Origin of the sequence: Alcaligenes sp. Me129 (assembly GCF_050487245.1) — a bacterium.
Taxonomy (GTDB): Bacteria; Pseudomonadota; Gammaproteobacteria; order Burkholderiales; family Burkholderiaceae_B; genus Alcaligenes; species Alcaligenes phenolicus.
On sequence record NZ_JBKQGX010000007.1, the window covers coordinates 99,840 to 112,702 of the forward strand.

Annotated in this window: 13 protein-coding genes; 10 read left to right on the forward strand and 3 right to left on the reverse strand. The window is 56.6% G+C overall.

Features of this window, described 5'->3' with window-relative positions; genetic code table 11:
* The first annotated feature begins 4 nt into the window (after nt 1-4).
* The 10 genes from ACLPGZ_RS09430 (at nt 5) to ACLPGZ_RS09475 (ending at nt 8,771) form a co-directional block, all read left to right on the forward strand.
* A complete protein-coding gene (locus tag ACLPGZ_RS09430; protein ID WP_035269511.1) occupies nt 5-880 on the forward strand; it encodes a branched-chain amino acid ABC transporter permease in 876 nt (291 codons plus the stop codon).
* Complete coding sequence (locus ACLPGZ_RS09435; RefSeq protein WP_045930453.1) at nt 881-1,840, forward strand: branched-chain amino acid ABC transporter permease; 960 nt, start codon at nt 881-883, stop codon at nt 1,838-1,840.
* Entirely contained in the window at nt 1,833-2,591 is a 759-nt protein-coding gene (locus ACLPGZ_RS09440; protein ID WP_035269509.1) for an ABC transporter ATP-binding protein, read from the forward strand. Before ACLPGZ_RS09435 ends, ACLPGZ_RS09440 begins: the two co-directional genes overlap by 8 nt.
* Nucleotides 2,588-3,316, forward strand: coding sequence for an ABC transporter ATP-binding protein (locus ACLPGZ_RS09445; RefSeq protein WP_239054919.1), 729 nt, complete (start codon nt 2,588-2,590; stop codon nt 3,314-3,316). The genes ACLPGZ_RS09440 and ACLPGZ_RS09445 overlap by 4 nt, the downstream gene beginning before the upstream one ends.
* Entirely contained in the window at nt 3,316-4,152 is an 837-nt protein-coding gene (locus ACLPGZ_RS09450) for an alpha/beta fold hydrolase (RefSeq protein ID WP_269508549.1), read from the forward strand. The genes ACLPGZ_RS09445 and ACLPGZ_RS09450 overlap by 1 nt, the downstream gene beginning before the upstream one ends.
* 19 nt (nt 4,153-4,171) lie before the next feature.
* Nucleotides 4,172-5,212, forward strand: a complete 1,041-nt coding sequence (locus tag ACLPGZ_RS09455; RefSeq protein ID WP_060186799.1) for a M29 family metallopeptidase — start codon at nt 4,172-4,174, stop codon at nt 5,210-5,212.
* On the forward strand, nt 5,209-5,826 hold the full coding sequence (locus tag ACLPGZ_RS09460; RefSeq protein ID WP_083055107.1) for an isochorismatase family protein: 618 nt from the start codon (nt 5,209-5,211) through the stop codon (nt 5,824-5,826). Before ACLPGZ_RS09455 ends, ACLPGZ_RS09460 begins: the two co-directional genes overlap by 4 nt.
* Before the next feature lie 93 nt (nt 5,827-5,919).
* Nucleotides 5,920-7,128 (forward strand): FAD-dependent monooxygenase, encoded by a 1,209-nt coding sequence (locus ACLPGZ_RS09465; protein ID WP_035269998.1) that lies wholly within the window; start codon nt 5,920-5,922, stop codon nt 7,126-7,128.
* A gap of 23 nt (nt 7,129-7,151) precedes the next feature.
* On the forward strand, nt 7,152-8,027 hold the full coding sequence (locus ACLPGZ_RS09470) for an oxygenase MpaB family protein (RefSeq protein WP_035269503.1): 876 nt from the start codon (nt 7,152-7,154) through the stop codon (nt 8,025-8,027).
* Nucleotides 8,028-8,063: 36 nt separating this feature from the next.
* Complete coding sequence (locus ACLPGZ_RS09475) at nt 8,064-8,771, forward strand: TetR/AcrR family transcriptional regulator (protein ID WP_035269502.1); 708 nt, start codon at nt 8,064-8,066, stop codon at nt 8,769-8,771.
* 112 nt (nt 8,772-8,883) lie between these two features.
* Here the strand turns inward: ACLPGZ_RS09475 and ACLPGZ_RS09480 are convergent, their stop codons facing one another.
* The 3 genes from ACLPGZ_RS09480 to yidC form a co-directional block, all read right to left on the reverse strand.
* Complete coding sequence (locus ACLPGZ_RS09480) at nt 8,884-9,273, reverse strand: VOC family protein (RefSeq protein WP_060186797.1); 390 nt, start codon at nt 9,271-9,273, stop codon at nt 8,884-8,886.
* A 104-nt stretch (nt 9,274-9,377) separates the two neighbouring features.
* On the reverse strand, nt 9,378-10,820 hold the full coding sequence (locus ACLPGZ_RS09485) for a catalase (protein WP_115634667.1): 1,443 nt from the start codon (nt 10,818-10,820) through the stop codon (nt 9,378-9,380).
* A 351-nt stretch (nt 10,821-11,171) separates the two neighbouring features.
* Nucleotides 11,172-12,839 carry a membrane protein insertase YidC gene (gene yidC, locus ACLPGZ_RS09490; RefSeq protein WP_009461429.1) on the reverse strand — a complete coding sequence of 556 codons (1,668 nt, stop codon included), beginning with the start codon at nt 12,837-12,839 and terminating at the stop codon, nt 11,172-11,174.
* Nucleotides 12,840-12,863: the final 24 nt, after the last annotated feature.

The window sequence follows — 12,863 nt, forward strand, 5'->3', positions numbered from 1 at the left end:
CATTGTGTTTGATTTATTGCTGCAGTTCATTGCCAATGGACTGGTGAACGGGACGTTCTACGCGTTGTCGGCTCTGGGTCTGACCCTGATTTTTGGTTTGATGCGATTGGTGAACTTTGCCCATGGCGAGTTCTACATGATCGGTGGCCTGCTGGGATGGTTGGTGACCCAGCAACTGGAGCTGAACTTCTTTGTGGGCCTGGCGCTGGTCATGGTGATCGTCGCGGTGTTTGGTTGGCTGCTGGATCGCTTCCTGATTGCTCGTATCCGGGACAAGGGCCCGGAGCCAGGCATTTTGCTGACTATCGGTTTGTCGATTTTCCTGACAAATACCGCCTTGATGATCGTGGGTACGGCACCTTTGAAAGTGGTGGCGCCGGTGCCTAATACTCCCCTGTTTTTGGGACCGATATTCATCACCGAGGTGCGCGTTTTTGCGATCGGGATGTCTATTGCGGCCATCGTCGGCGCACGCCTTCTGATCCAGAAAACCCGCTTGGGTAAAGCCATGCGGGCCACGTTTCAGGATTCGACGGCGGCCAGTCTGGTCGGTATCAATACCGCCACGATTTACGCCTCCACCTTCGCTTTGGGTGTGGTTCTGGCGGCAACCTCGGGCATGTTGCTCAGCTCCATTTATGTCGCGCAGGCTTCGATCGGTGGCCTGATCAGTTTGAAAGCCTTTGTGGTGGTCATTCTGGGCGGGATGGGCAATTTCGGTGGGGCCATTCTGGGTGGCTTGATCCTGGGCGTGGCAGAAGCGCTGTGGGGAGGTTATGTGCAAACGGGGACAGCGGACATGGTGGGCTTTGCCCTGGTTATCTTGATTCTGTTCTTCCGCCCCTATGGCTTGTTTTCGGTTCGAGCGGAGCGCGCGTAAATGAAAATAGAACGTCACTTTATGGTGGGCTTCCTGGCCTTGTCGGCGTTGCTCGCTGGTTTTGTGCAGAACGATTATTTGCTGCACATCCTGGTGCTGGTGTTGATGTATAGCGTGCTGGCCAGCAGCCTGAACTTGATCATTGGTTATGTGGGAGAGTTCCCGCTGGGTCATGTGGCATTTTTTGGCCTGGGGGCGTATTCGGTCGCCATTTTGAGCTCGCCCGCGGTGGGCTGGCCTGTCACGGTCACCATTGCCGCGGCGGCCTTGATTGCTGCGGCAGCGGGTTACGTGATTGGGCGTGTGACTTTGCGTCTGAATGGGCCCTTCTTTGTCATTGTGACGCTGGCCTTTGCCGAGGTCCTGCGCCTGCTGGCCAATAACTGGGTGGACCTGACCAATGGCCCGATGGGCATCTCGGGTGTGGCTCATCCTGCCTTGCTGGACATGTCGCCCTGGCTGGCTGGCAAGCGGGGTTTTGTGGTGATGGGCATTGTGCTGGCCGCCATCACTTTCTACATCTGCTACCGCCTGGTGCATTCCAGTGCGGGCCGTGCTGCCGTCACTCTGCGAGAGAACAACTACGTGGCGCAATCGGTCGGTATTGATCCTTTTCGCTACTCGCAGTTTGTCTTTGTGGTGGCGGCCTTTCTGGCCGGGATTGCCGGGGCTTACTACGCCAGCTACATCAGTTTTGTAGGGCCGGAAGTTTTCGGTTTTCCGTTTACCGCGACCATGATCATTATCGTTTTGCTGGGCGGTAAAGGCACCTTGCTGGGGCCTATTGCAGGGGCCATTGTGGTGGCCTTGCTGGAAGAGTATTTGCGCGAATTCAAGGAGTTGCGTCTGTCCTTATTTGGACTGATCGTCATGGCTTCGGTGCTGTTTGCGCCGGATGGAATCATGGGATTTGTGCAGCAGCGTTTTCATCATTTATTTGGGAGGACGCGTCATGCTTGAAGTGTGCGGTCTCAGCAAATCCTTTGGCGGTATTCATGCGGTTCAGGATATTGATTTCACCGTTCCTGCCGGGCAAATCGTCAGCTTGATCGGGCCCAATGGGGCTGGCAAAACAACGTGTTTCAACCTTATCACCGGCTTTTATCAGCCTACTCGTGGGCGGGTGTTATGGGATGGCAAAGAGGTCACGGCCAGCAAGCCGTATCGCATGGCACAGCAGGGCGTCATTCGCACTTTTCAAAAGACTAATGTGCTGCGGGCTCTGAGTGTTTTCGACAATCTGGTCCATGCCCATTATTTGGCTGATCGGGCACCCTTGTGGCGCACTTTCTGGCCCAGCAAGGAGCAGGCAAAAAACGAACAGGAAATCATCGTCTCGGCCCGCCGTATTCTCGATCAGATTGGCTTGGCCAAGCGTGCTGATGTCCTGGCCAGCTCCTTGTCTTGTGGCGAGTTGCGACTGCTGGAGGTGGGCGTTGCTCTGGGCGCCAAACCCAGGCTGCTGATGCTGGATGAACCAGCGGCAGGACTCAATACCCACGAGGCAGAAGGCTTGGCCGACCTGCTCAAACAGCTGCCTGGGCAGTGGGTGGAGTCCATTTTGCTGGTAGAGCACAACATGGGTTTGATCATGCGTGTGTCTGACCAGATCGTGGTCATGAACTTTGGCAAAAAACTGGCAACGGGAACACCGGCAGAGATTCAGGCCAATGAGCAAGTGTTGGAAGCCTATATGGGGAAAGCGGCATGAGTAAACAGGACATTGAACCTCTATTGGCGTTGCAGGATGTGGTGGCGGGTTATGGCAATTTGACGGCCCTGCATGGCGTCAGCTTGCATGTGCAGCCTGGTGAAGTTGTAGCCATTCTGGGAGCCAATGGCGCCGGGAAATCCACCACGCTCCGGGCAATCTCCGGTCTGATCCGCCCTACTTCTGGCCAGATCACCTGGAAGGGACAGGTGATCAGTGGTCGTAGCCCTGAACATATTCTGAAGCTGGGTTTGGCTCACTGCCCTGAAGAAAGGCATGTGTGGCCTGAAATGACCGTTGAAGACAACTTGGATCTGGGCGCTTACCTGATCAAGTCCAAGAGTGAAGTGGAGCGGCGTAAAGGCATTGCCTTTCATCGCTTCCCGCGCCTGAAAGAGCGATACAGGCAACTGGCAGGCACGCTTAGCGGCGGGGAGCAGCAAATGCTGGCGATTGCTCGGGCATTGATGTCAGAACCGGAACTGTTGATTCTGGACGAACCTTCTTTGGGGCTCAGTCCCAAGATGGCGCTGGAGGTTTTTCAGGTGGTGCGGGACATCAGCGAGCATGGCGTGTCCATTCTGGTGGTGGAACAGAACGTGCATAACGCGCTGAATGTGGCCAGTCGAGCCTATGTGCTGGAGACAGGGCGCGTTATTGCAGAGAAAGACAGCGCCAGCATGCTGAAAGATCCTGAACTATTGAGTGCTTACCTGGGAGGCTGATGATGAGCATGAACAAGGCGACTGAACTCCTATCGCGACTTAGCTATGGCGCTCATGTCCACGCTAACGGCATCCGGCAGCACTACTTGCGTTATGGCGGTCCCGGACCCGCTTTGGTGCTGGTGCCGGGTATCACCAGCCCTGCTCCCACCTGGGGGTTTGTGGCAGAGCGTCTGGCCCTGCATTTTGATGTGTATGTGCTTGATGTACGTGGTCGTGGTCTTTCTCAAGCAGGCGCAGATCTGGATTACGGCGTGAATGCTTGCGCGGATGATCTGTGCGAGTTCGTTCGGGAGCTGGCACTGGAGTCGCCCATTTATGTGGGGCACTCCATGGGGGCGCGCATTCTGTTGCGTGCGGCCAGCCGAGGGTTGGCCAAGGGGGCCGCCATGGTGCTGGTGGATCCGCCAGTGTCCGGCCCAGGGCGACGCCCCTATCCGGCGAATATCGCCTGGTACACCGATTCGATTGCACAGGCTCAACAAGGTATGAGCGCCGAGCAGATGCGGCAGTTTTGCCCGACCTGGACTCCCGAGCAACTGGCGCTGCGCGCCCAGTGGCTGCACACCTGCGATGTGCGCGCGGTGACGGACAGCTACGAGTGGTTCCACACCGACGATGCGTTCCCGGACTTCAGCCAGCTTGCTGGCTGGCGGGTGGCCCTGATGGTGGCGGGCAAGGGGGATGTCATTCGCGATGAGGATATTGAAGAGGCGCAGTCCTTGAAGCCTGACTTGCAGATCTTACGTGTACCGGACGCTGGGCACATGATCCCCTGGGACGACGAGGAAGGCTTTTATCGCGCATTGGGCACCTTTCTGGGCCTTACCTTTTAACAAGAAACAGGAGTGGAAGATGGCTGTATCTGATCATCAAATGGTTCAGGCCTGGAATGAGGTGCTGAGTCTTTCTGGAGTGAAGCCGGGGCAGATGGTCACCATTCTGACCAGTTCGCATACCCATCCTCAAACCTTGGCTACCGCCAAGCTGGCCGTGGCATCTTTGGGGGCAACCCAGATGCAGGTGGACTTGCTGCCTGTAAACGCAGAAAAAGCATTGAGCCGCGACCTTCTGGCTTACTTGGGCACGACTCCGCTGACGGGTAATCCAGCCGCGATTGCCGCCCTCAAGGCCAGTGATTTGGTGCTGGATCTGATGACCTTGCTGTTCTCTCCCGAACAGCATGAGATTTTGAAGTCGGGCACCAAAATTCTCCTGGCAGCCGAACCGCCCGAGGTGCTGGTGCGTATGGTGCCATCCTTGCAGGATAAGGAACGTGTGGAGCGTTCGGCACAGGTGCTACAGGGCGCTCGTGAAATGCGGGCCACGTCCAGGGCAGGTACGGATCTGGTCATGCCTTTGGGGCAGTACCCGGTAGTAAAGGAATACGGCTTTGTGGATGAGCCGGGGCGCTGGGATCACTGGCCCAGCGGTTTTATCCTGACTTGGCCAAACGAAGGTCAGGCTCATGGCCGCATCGTGATTGATCGTGGCGACATCTTGTTGCCCATGAAGTCCTATGCGGCTGACCCGATCACCATGACAGTCGAGAACGGTGTGGTGACCTCGATTGAGGGTGGGTTGGATGCCGAGCTGCTGCGCGAATACATGGCCTCGTTCAATGATCCTGAGGCTTACGCCATGTCCCACATAGGCTGGGGTTTGCAGCCCCGTGCTCACTGGTCCACGCTTGGCCTTTACGACAAAGAGCAAACCTTGGGCATGGATGCCCGTGCCTATGCGGGCAATTTCTTGTTCTCTTTTGGCCCCAATAATGAGGTCGGGGGCGACCGCACGACGGCTTGCCACATCGATATTCCGCTGCGTGCTTGCACCGTGACCGTAGATGGTCGCGAGACCGTTCGGGAGGGCAAGCTTGTGGAGGAGTTGGCATGAGCAGCCAGAGTGTTTACGAGCGACAGGGATTTGGCCAAGGGCTGGAGCTTGAAGGCAATGTCGGGCTGTTAATTGTGGATTTCGTTAACGGTTTTGCGGACCCTCAAGCATTTGGTGGTGGAAATATTCTGGAAGCCATTGAGCAAACGCGCACGGTTCTGGCGGATGCGCGGGCACAGAACTGGCCGGTGGCGCACAGCCGCATCGTCTTTGCCGATGACAGTGCCGACCGTAATGTATTCGGCCTGAAAGTCCCCGGTTTGGTGCAGCTGCGAGAACACAATCCAGCCAGTGCCATTGTCGATGCCTTGAAGCCAGCACCGGGTGAGCTGGTCGTGCGTAAAACGGTTCCATCGGCCTTCTTTGGGACTGCTTTATCTGCCTGGTTTGCGGAGCGGGCGGTGCAAACTTTGCTGATTGCTGGCGCTACTACAAGCGGGTGCGTACGTGCCTCTGTCGTAGATGCCATGTCCTGCGGCTTGCGCCCTTTTGTCCTGGCAGATTGCGTGGGTGACCGAGCCAAGGAGCCTCATGATGCGAGCCTGTTTGATATTCAACAGAAGTACGGCGAGGTTCGTCCGTATGCAGACTTGCGCCCCTTGCTGGTGATCTAGGCTTATCTGTTTTTTTGCTTATTTATTATTTATTTGTTTAATTAATTGAGGAGGTTTGGGCTGCCCAAGGCCCAAACACCGAGGATGTACAGCATGAAAAAAACGTTGAAAGTAGGTGTGATAGGCGGTGGTATTGGCGGCGTGACTTTGGCAGCAGCCCTGGAGCAACGCGGCATCGAAGTACATTTGTTTGAGCGTGCCGCCGCCTTTGGAGAGGTCGGTGCCGGGATTCAAATGACTCCGAATGCGGTCAAGGTGCTCAACGCTTTGGGCGCCCACGATGCGCTGGCCAAGGTGGGTTTCTTGCCCGAGGCTTTGGTGGGGCGTGATTGGTCCACTGGAGAGGAAAGTTTCCGTATCCCTTTAAAGAGCGATTGCCCGCAGCTGTATGGCGCAGAGTTCTTTCACGTGCATCGTGCGGACCTGCATCATTTGCTGACCGAGCTTCTGGGGACAACGAAGGTCACCTTCAACACGCAGTGCACCGGGGTGTCGCAGCAAGATGGCAAGGCGGTGGCGCATTTTGCTGACGGCTCTAGTTTTGAGGCCGATCTGATTGTGGGTGCTGATGGTGTACGTTCGGAAGTACGTCGCTCCATCTTCGGGGAGGAAGAACCCAAGTTCACCGGCAATATGTGCTATCGGGCAGTCGTACCTTTTGACCAGATGCCTGACTTCGTCGCACCCGAGTCTTCATTCTGGCTGGGGCCTAAAAGCCACGTGGTGACCTATTACGTAAACGGCGGCAAGGCCGTCAATATTGTGGCGGTGAATGAAACGGCCAGCTGGGTGGAGGAGTCCTGGAATGCGCGCAGTACCCAGCAGGAAATGCTGCAGGATTTCAAGGACTGGCACCCCAATATCGTCAAGCTGTTCGAGCGTGTGACGGATGTCTATCGCTGGGGGCTGTTCGATCGTGACCCTATGACTAAATGGTCGTCGGGCCGTGTGACTTTGCTGGGCGATGCGGCGCATCCCATGCTGCCCTTCCTGTCTCAGGGGGCGGCAATGGCTATCGAGGACGCCTACGTGTTGGCGGTTGCGCTAGCCGCTTTGCCAGATGATCTGGACACCGCCTTGTCGCTTTATGAAGCAGAACGCTTGCCACGTACCAGCCGGGTGCAACTGGAAGCACGTGAGCGCGGCCGCACCTATCACCTGTCCGATAGCGAAGCCAAGGCCAAGCGTGATGCCGAATACCGTGAGCAGCAGAAGAAAAACCCGCACGCGGGCGGCATCAAGACGGACTGGGTTTATTCATATAATGCTACTGACTTTCAGCCGAAAGCATTACAGGTTTAATGGGTAGGGCCGGAGGGAGCGTCTTGTTGTCGATACGTCAGTATGTTGAGAACCAGATTCACATCATTACCGGTCTGCAAGGCAGCCCGGTAGACTTTACGACGCCTGCGGGCGACCCCGGCTTGTTTGGCCCACAGTCGGCTGTGTGGCAAGTGCATGCAGATTTCACCTCCATGATGCTCGGGGGGATTTCTGCATTGTGTTTGCAGATGCTGGACCCGAAGGTTTTGGCCGGGGTCTGGGATCATTCCCGCTTTCGTCAGGATATGCAGGGGCGCTTGAGTCGAACGGCGCAGTTCATCTCGGCAGTCAGTTATGCGGGTACGGAGCAGGCTGAGCGTTGCATTGATCAGGTACGGCGGGTGCACGAGCACGTACACGGGTATTTGCCGGATGGCACGCCTTACGATGCCAATGACCCGGAGTTGTTGCGTTGGGTGCATCACACGCAGGCCTACTGTTTTCTGCAATCCCATATGCGCTGGCGTAATGCCAGACTGGCGCCAGAGCAGCAGGATCGCTATGTTGCACAATACTCGAAAGTTGCCGTGTTGCTGGGGGCGGATGGCCTGGTCATGGATGCGGCAAGCTTGAGGGAGCTGTTTGCCCAGGCCGGTCCGCAATTACGGGTTGATGCGCGAACCCGGGAAGTGGCTACAATTTTAATGTCTTCACATACCCTGTTTAAGGGGCCCAAGGCTTGGGTTGCCAGGGTGTTTCTGTTAGCGGCATTGGATATGTTGCCAGAGTGGGCTCAACGCTGTTTTGAGCATCGCCCCAGCACGGCATCCATGTGGTGGCGTCGCAAGGTGGTGAACAGCGTTGCTGGCGTCTTGCGTTGGGCCACACGTAACGGTTCCGTGCATCGGGCGCGGCGTCGCGTCGCCAATCTGGCTTAGCTGGTAGATAAGAATGAATCAAATTTTGAGGCAAATATGGGCCGTGTAACTTTGTCGTCGGATAGCTCCTGGGTCAAGCGGGATAAGCCTGGACGCCCGGAAGGGGTAGGTGACAACACGTCAGAGCGAATTCTGGACGCCGCCGAGGAAGAGTTTTCCGAGACTGGCTATGCCGGGACCACATTGCGCGTCATCGCTCAAAAGGCGGCTGTGACCCAAGCCTTGATCAACTACTACTTTGGTTCCAAGTACGGCCTGTTTGAGGCCGTGTTCATCCGCCGAGGCAAAACCATTTCCGATGAGCGTCTACGGCGCTTGCATGCCTTGCGCGATCAAGAGGGCAAGGTCCTGGTCGATGATGTGGTGCGCGCTTTTCTGGCACCCACGATAGCCTTGCGCGAGACGCCCGGAGGCCGCCGCTTCTTGCGGCTGCAAGCACGTTTGCACACCGAGCCAGCCGAGATTTCCTACAAACTGCGTAATGAAGCCTACGACGGCTCAACGCGTGCGTATGTGCAGATTCTGGAAGAAATATTGCCGGAGTTGCAGGCTAAAGATGTGTACTGGCGTGTGGTCCTGATGATTGGGGCCTATATGTATGCCTTCTCCGATACCCACCGGCTGGAAGAGCTGGCGCCAGGTATCTGTGACCCCAACAATACCGACGAGATTCTTGAGCAGATCATTGCCTTTGTCTCTGCCGGTTTGCTGGCTGCGCCGGTTGTCTTGCCTGGCAAGGCTTGAACTGGACGCCTGCATGTCGACCAGGGACCCTGTTGAACTCTCTACTTTGAAATGACACTTGTCCTTTCTCGCCATCAGGGCCGACGCCAGCAAATTTTGCTGGCGTTTTCGTTTATTTAACCGGCGTACACAACTCCACCACAACACGCTCTGGCGTCTGCACATAAGACACCATCTGTCCCCATGGCTTGTTCTGTGGTGGCGCCAGTTCCGTGCCCCCTTCCGCTAGTGCCTTGGCATGAGCTGCAGGCACATCGTCGCAGACCAGGGCGATTTCAATGGCCAACGGCACGTCGGATGCGTGAGTCGACAAATGCCCTTTGGGGTAGTTCATGTAGGCCAGCATTTCCCCCGCAAAGGCCAAGGTGGTTTGGCCGGTTTCCAGCTCACCGTACAAGCCGGTTTCATGCAGCATTTTGGTGGACAAACCAAACGCGCGGTTAAAGTAATCCAGTGCCTGGCCGACGTCGGGTACGTAGATGATGGTGTAGCCAAATTTCATGGTGGGGCTCGATAGGAAAACGCAGGGCCAGTGCAAAAAAAATCGGCTCCCCGATTGTAGATGGGGAGCCGATTCTTTGATGGCTTAAACAGCCCGGTCAGGGTTTAAAGCTGACCGCGTTTTGTCAGTTCTGCCCTTACACCGGCACCGTAGGCAGGGTCTGCCTTGGTGAAGTGGCCCAGCTGACGCTCGATGATTTCCTTGGGAACTCCCGCCATGGCGTCGGCAATATTGCTGAACAGACGCTGCTTTTCCTCGTCGTTGAACAGGCGGAACAGATTGCCTGGCTGCGAGTAGTAGTCATCGTCCACGCGGTGATCCCAGTGATCCGCAGGCTGGCCATCCAGCGCCAGAGGCGGTTCGCTGCGCGGAGCTTGCTGCCATTCACCCTGGCTGTTGGGCTCGTAGTTGATCGTGCCGCCGTTATTGTCGCCAGTACGCATGGCGCCATCGCGGTGGTAGCTGTGGAACGGGCAACGCGGTGCGTTCACTGGCAGCAGCCCGTGGTTCACGCCCAGACGGTAACGCTGGGTGTCGCCGTAGGAAAAGATACGACCTTGCAGCATGCGGTCGGGCGAGTGACCAATGCCGGGCACCAGGTTGGCAGGCGTAAAGGCGGCTTGCTCCACTTGGGCAAAGTAGTTGGTGGGGTTCTCGTTCAACTCCAGCATGCCCACATCGATCAGCGGGAAGTCGCCATGTGGCCAGACCTTGGTCACGTCAAAGGGGTTGATGTGGTAGGTGCGCGCCTGCTCTTCGGTCATGATCTGAATGCGCAGCGCCCAGCGTGGGAAGTTGCCCTTTTCAATGTTTTCGTACAGATCGCGCTGCGAGCTCTCGCGGTCCTGGCCTACGACTTTGGCGGCTTCTTCGTTGGTGTAGTTGGCAATGCCTTGCTGGGATTTGAAGTGGAACTTCACCCAGTGGCGCTGGCCCTTGTCGTTGATCAGGCTGTAGGTGTGCGAACCAAAGCCATGCTGCTGACGCAGGTTACAGGGCAAGCCGCGGTCGCTCATCAGGATGGTGACCTGGTGCAGGGATTCGGGCGACAGGGACCAGAAATCCCAGGCAGCGCTCATGTTGCGCAGGTGGCTGCGCGGGTCGCGTTTCTGTGTGTGGATGAAGTCGGGGAACTTCAGTGGATCCCGTATAAAGAAGACAGGAGTGTTATTGCCCACGAGGTCCCAGTTTCCGTCTTCTGTATAGAATTTGAGGGCAAATCCTCGAACGTCGCGTTCTGCATCGGCGGCTCCTGCTTCACCAGCTACGGTGGAAAAACGTAAGAAAACGGGGGTCTGGCTGCCTGGCTTGAAGACCTTGGCCATGCTGTATTGCGTGATGTCGTGCGTGACGGTAAAGGTGCCGAAAGCGCCCGAACCCTTGGCGTGCACCACGCGCTCGGGGATGCGTTCACGGTCAAAGTGAGCCAGCTTCTCCAGCAGCCAATAATCCTGCATCAGGACGGGACCACGAGGGCCTGCCGTCATGGAGTTCTGGTTCTCCTCAACTGGGCGGCCAGCGGCGGTCGTCAGGGTTTTGTTGCTCATTGTGATTCTCCGTTGAAGCTGACCCGAACCGAGTGGGGCGGGTCGTTTTAAGAAGTTGAGATCAGTCTACTTGCCTGGGTGAAAATAGTTAAATCAAATGAGTTTAGCGAACGAATAGCTTTTTGCTATTGAAAGGGGTTTTCATCCCGATCATAGCGGTAAGTAGAAACACAGAAAATAAAATTTCTACGATCGGGGCAGAGAGGAAAAGCTAATAAATGTGTGCACACAGTCTTTAAGCGCTGGGGGACAAGGCATTATTGGCGGGCAGTAGCGTTTAGTGCAATCGGGTAGATAACAGGCATAAAAAAACCCCGCTAAACGTAGCGGGGTTTTTTGTGTCAGAGCGAATTAGCTGTTGGCTGCTTTCGCGCTGTTCTTTTCGATTTGCACCATGATGTAGCGCTGCTGGGCAATGGACAGGATGTTGTTCACGCACCAGTACAGAACCAGACCGGCGGGGAAGAAGAACATCATGCCACCAAAGACCAGAGGCATCAGCATCATGACTTTGGCTTGCATTGGATCAGGCGGGGTGGGGTTCAGCTTGATCTGCAGGAACATGGTACCCATCATGATGGCGGGCAGAATCATCCATGGGTCGCGTGCGGCCAAGTCGTGAATCCACAGAATCCAGGGTGCACCGCGCATCTCGACGCTGCCCAGCAGCACCCAGTACAGCGCAATGAACACAGGGATCTGAACCAGCATGGGCAAACAGCCACCCAGCGGGTTGATCTTCTCGGTGCGGTACATCTCCATCATGGCGGCGTTCAGCTTGGCCTTGTCGTCGCCGAACTTCTCGCGCAGGGCTTGCATGCGTGGCGCAAATTGCTTCATCTTGGCCATGGAGCGGTAGCTGGCGGCCGACAGCGGGAAGAACACCAGCTTGATCAGCACGGTCAGCGCCACAATGGCCCAGCCCCAGTTACCCAGCAGGGAATGCAGCCAGGTCAGCAGCTTGAACAAAGGCTTGGAGATGATGGTCAGCCAGCCGTAGTCCACCACCAGATCCAGACCGGTAGCCAGTTGTGACATGGCTTTCTGGTCTTGCGGGCCTACCCACAGGGAGGCGTCCACAGCCTTGCTTTGGCCAGCGGCGATAGAGCCGACCGATTCCAGCGTGCGCACGGCGTACAGATTGTTGCCCAGCTTCAGGATTTCGTTGGTGCGTTGCAGATCCTGGGCAGGAACCCAGGCGGTTGCAAAGTAATGCTGCACCATGCCGATCCAGCCGTTATCCACGCTGCGCGCGTAGGTGGCCTTGTTCTTGTCGATGTCCGAGAAGGTGATCTTCTGGAATTTGTCGCCGCTGGAGTAAACCACAGGACCGGTAAAGGTGCTGTACAGGCGGGAAGAGTCGGGTGGGTTGTTGCCGTCGCGAGTCAGTTGCAGGTACAGGCGTGGGTCAATCGCGGCGCCGGTATTGTTCTGGATGTCGTGACGAACCTGGATGTCGTAGCGACCCTTGTGCAGCGTGTAGGTCTTGGTGACTTTCACGTCGTCCGAAGTCGCTTCAAACACCACGTCCAGCGTATCGCCCGTCATGCTGCGCTGGCTCGAGACCAGGGTGAACGGGGTCAGGTGGTTGGGCAGGTTCTGGCCAGAGGCACCCACAATACCGGACTGGGCCAGGTAGGTGGAGGCGGGCGAGTTATCCAGCAGCACCATGGGCTGCTCGGGGTTCTCGGGCGAACCGTACTTCAACAGCTCGGCCTTGATCAGCTGGGCACCTTCGGTGCTAAAGCCCAGCTTGTAGACGTCTGTCGTGATGTCGATAGTTTGCGCTGTGGCAGACACCGCGCTGTTGCTCGAAGGCAAGGCAGCAGACGCAGTCGGCTCTTGAGCAGCGGGAACACCACCGTTTGCGGCAGGTTCGTCGGAGGCTGCTGGCGCTTGTGTGGTGGCTGGGGTGGAAGCGAACAGCGATGGTTTGCCGTTGTATTCCTGCCAGTTGTTCCACAGCAGCAGCAGTGCAAAGGAGAAGATCATCCATAGGATGGTGCGTCGGATATCCATAGCGCCTGTATCACATTTATAAAG

Coding starts and splice junctions, on each gene's coding strand:
- ACLPGZ_RS09435 (WP_045930453.1), top strand. CDS start 881: ATGAAAATAGAACGTCACTTTATGGTGGGCTTCCTGGCCTTGTCGGCG.
- ACLPGZ_RS09440 (WP_035269509.1), top strand. CDS start 1,833: ATGCTTGAAGTGTGCGGTCTCAGCAAATCCTTTGGCGGTATTCATGCG.
- ACLPGZ_RS09445 (WP_239054919.1), top strand. CDS start 2,588: ATGAGTAAACAGGACATTGAACCTCTATTGGCGTTGCAGGATGTGGTG.
- ACLPGZ_RS09450 (WP_269508549.1), top strand. CDS start 3,316: ATGATGAGCATGAACAAGGCGACTGAACTCCTATCGCGACTTAGCTAT.
- ACLPGZ_RS09455 (WP_060186799.1), top strand. CDS start 4,172: ATGGCTGTATCTGATCATCAAATGGTTCAGGCCTGGAATGAGGTGCTG.
- ACLPGZ_RS09460 (WP_083055107.1), top strand. CDS start 5,209: ATGAGCAGCCAGAGTGTTTACGAGCGACAGGGATTTGGCCAAGGGCTG.
- ACLPGZ_RS09465 (WP_035269998.1), top strand. CDS start 5,920: ATGAAAAAAACGTTGAAAGTAGGTGTGATAGGCGGTGGTATTGGCGGC.
- ACLPGZ_RS09475 (WP_035269502.1), top strand. CDS start 8,064: ATGGGCCGTGTAACTTTGTCGTCGGATAGCTCCTGGGTCAAGCGGGAT.
- ACLPGZ_RS09480 (WP_060186797.1), bottom strand. CDS start 9,273: ATGAAATTTGGCTACACCATCATCTACGTACCCGACGTCGGCCAGGCA.
- ACLPGZ_RS09485 (WP_115634667.1), bottom strand. CDS start 10,820: ATGAGCAACAAAACCCTGACGACCGCCGCTGGCCGCCCAGTTGAGGAG.
- yidC (WP_009461429.1), bottom strand. CDS start 12,839: ATGGATATCCGACGCACCATCCTATGGATGATCTTCTCCTTTGCACTG.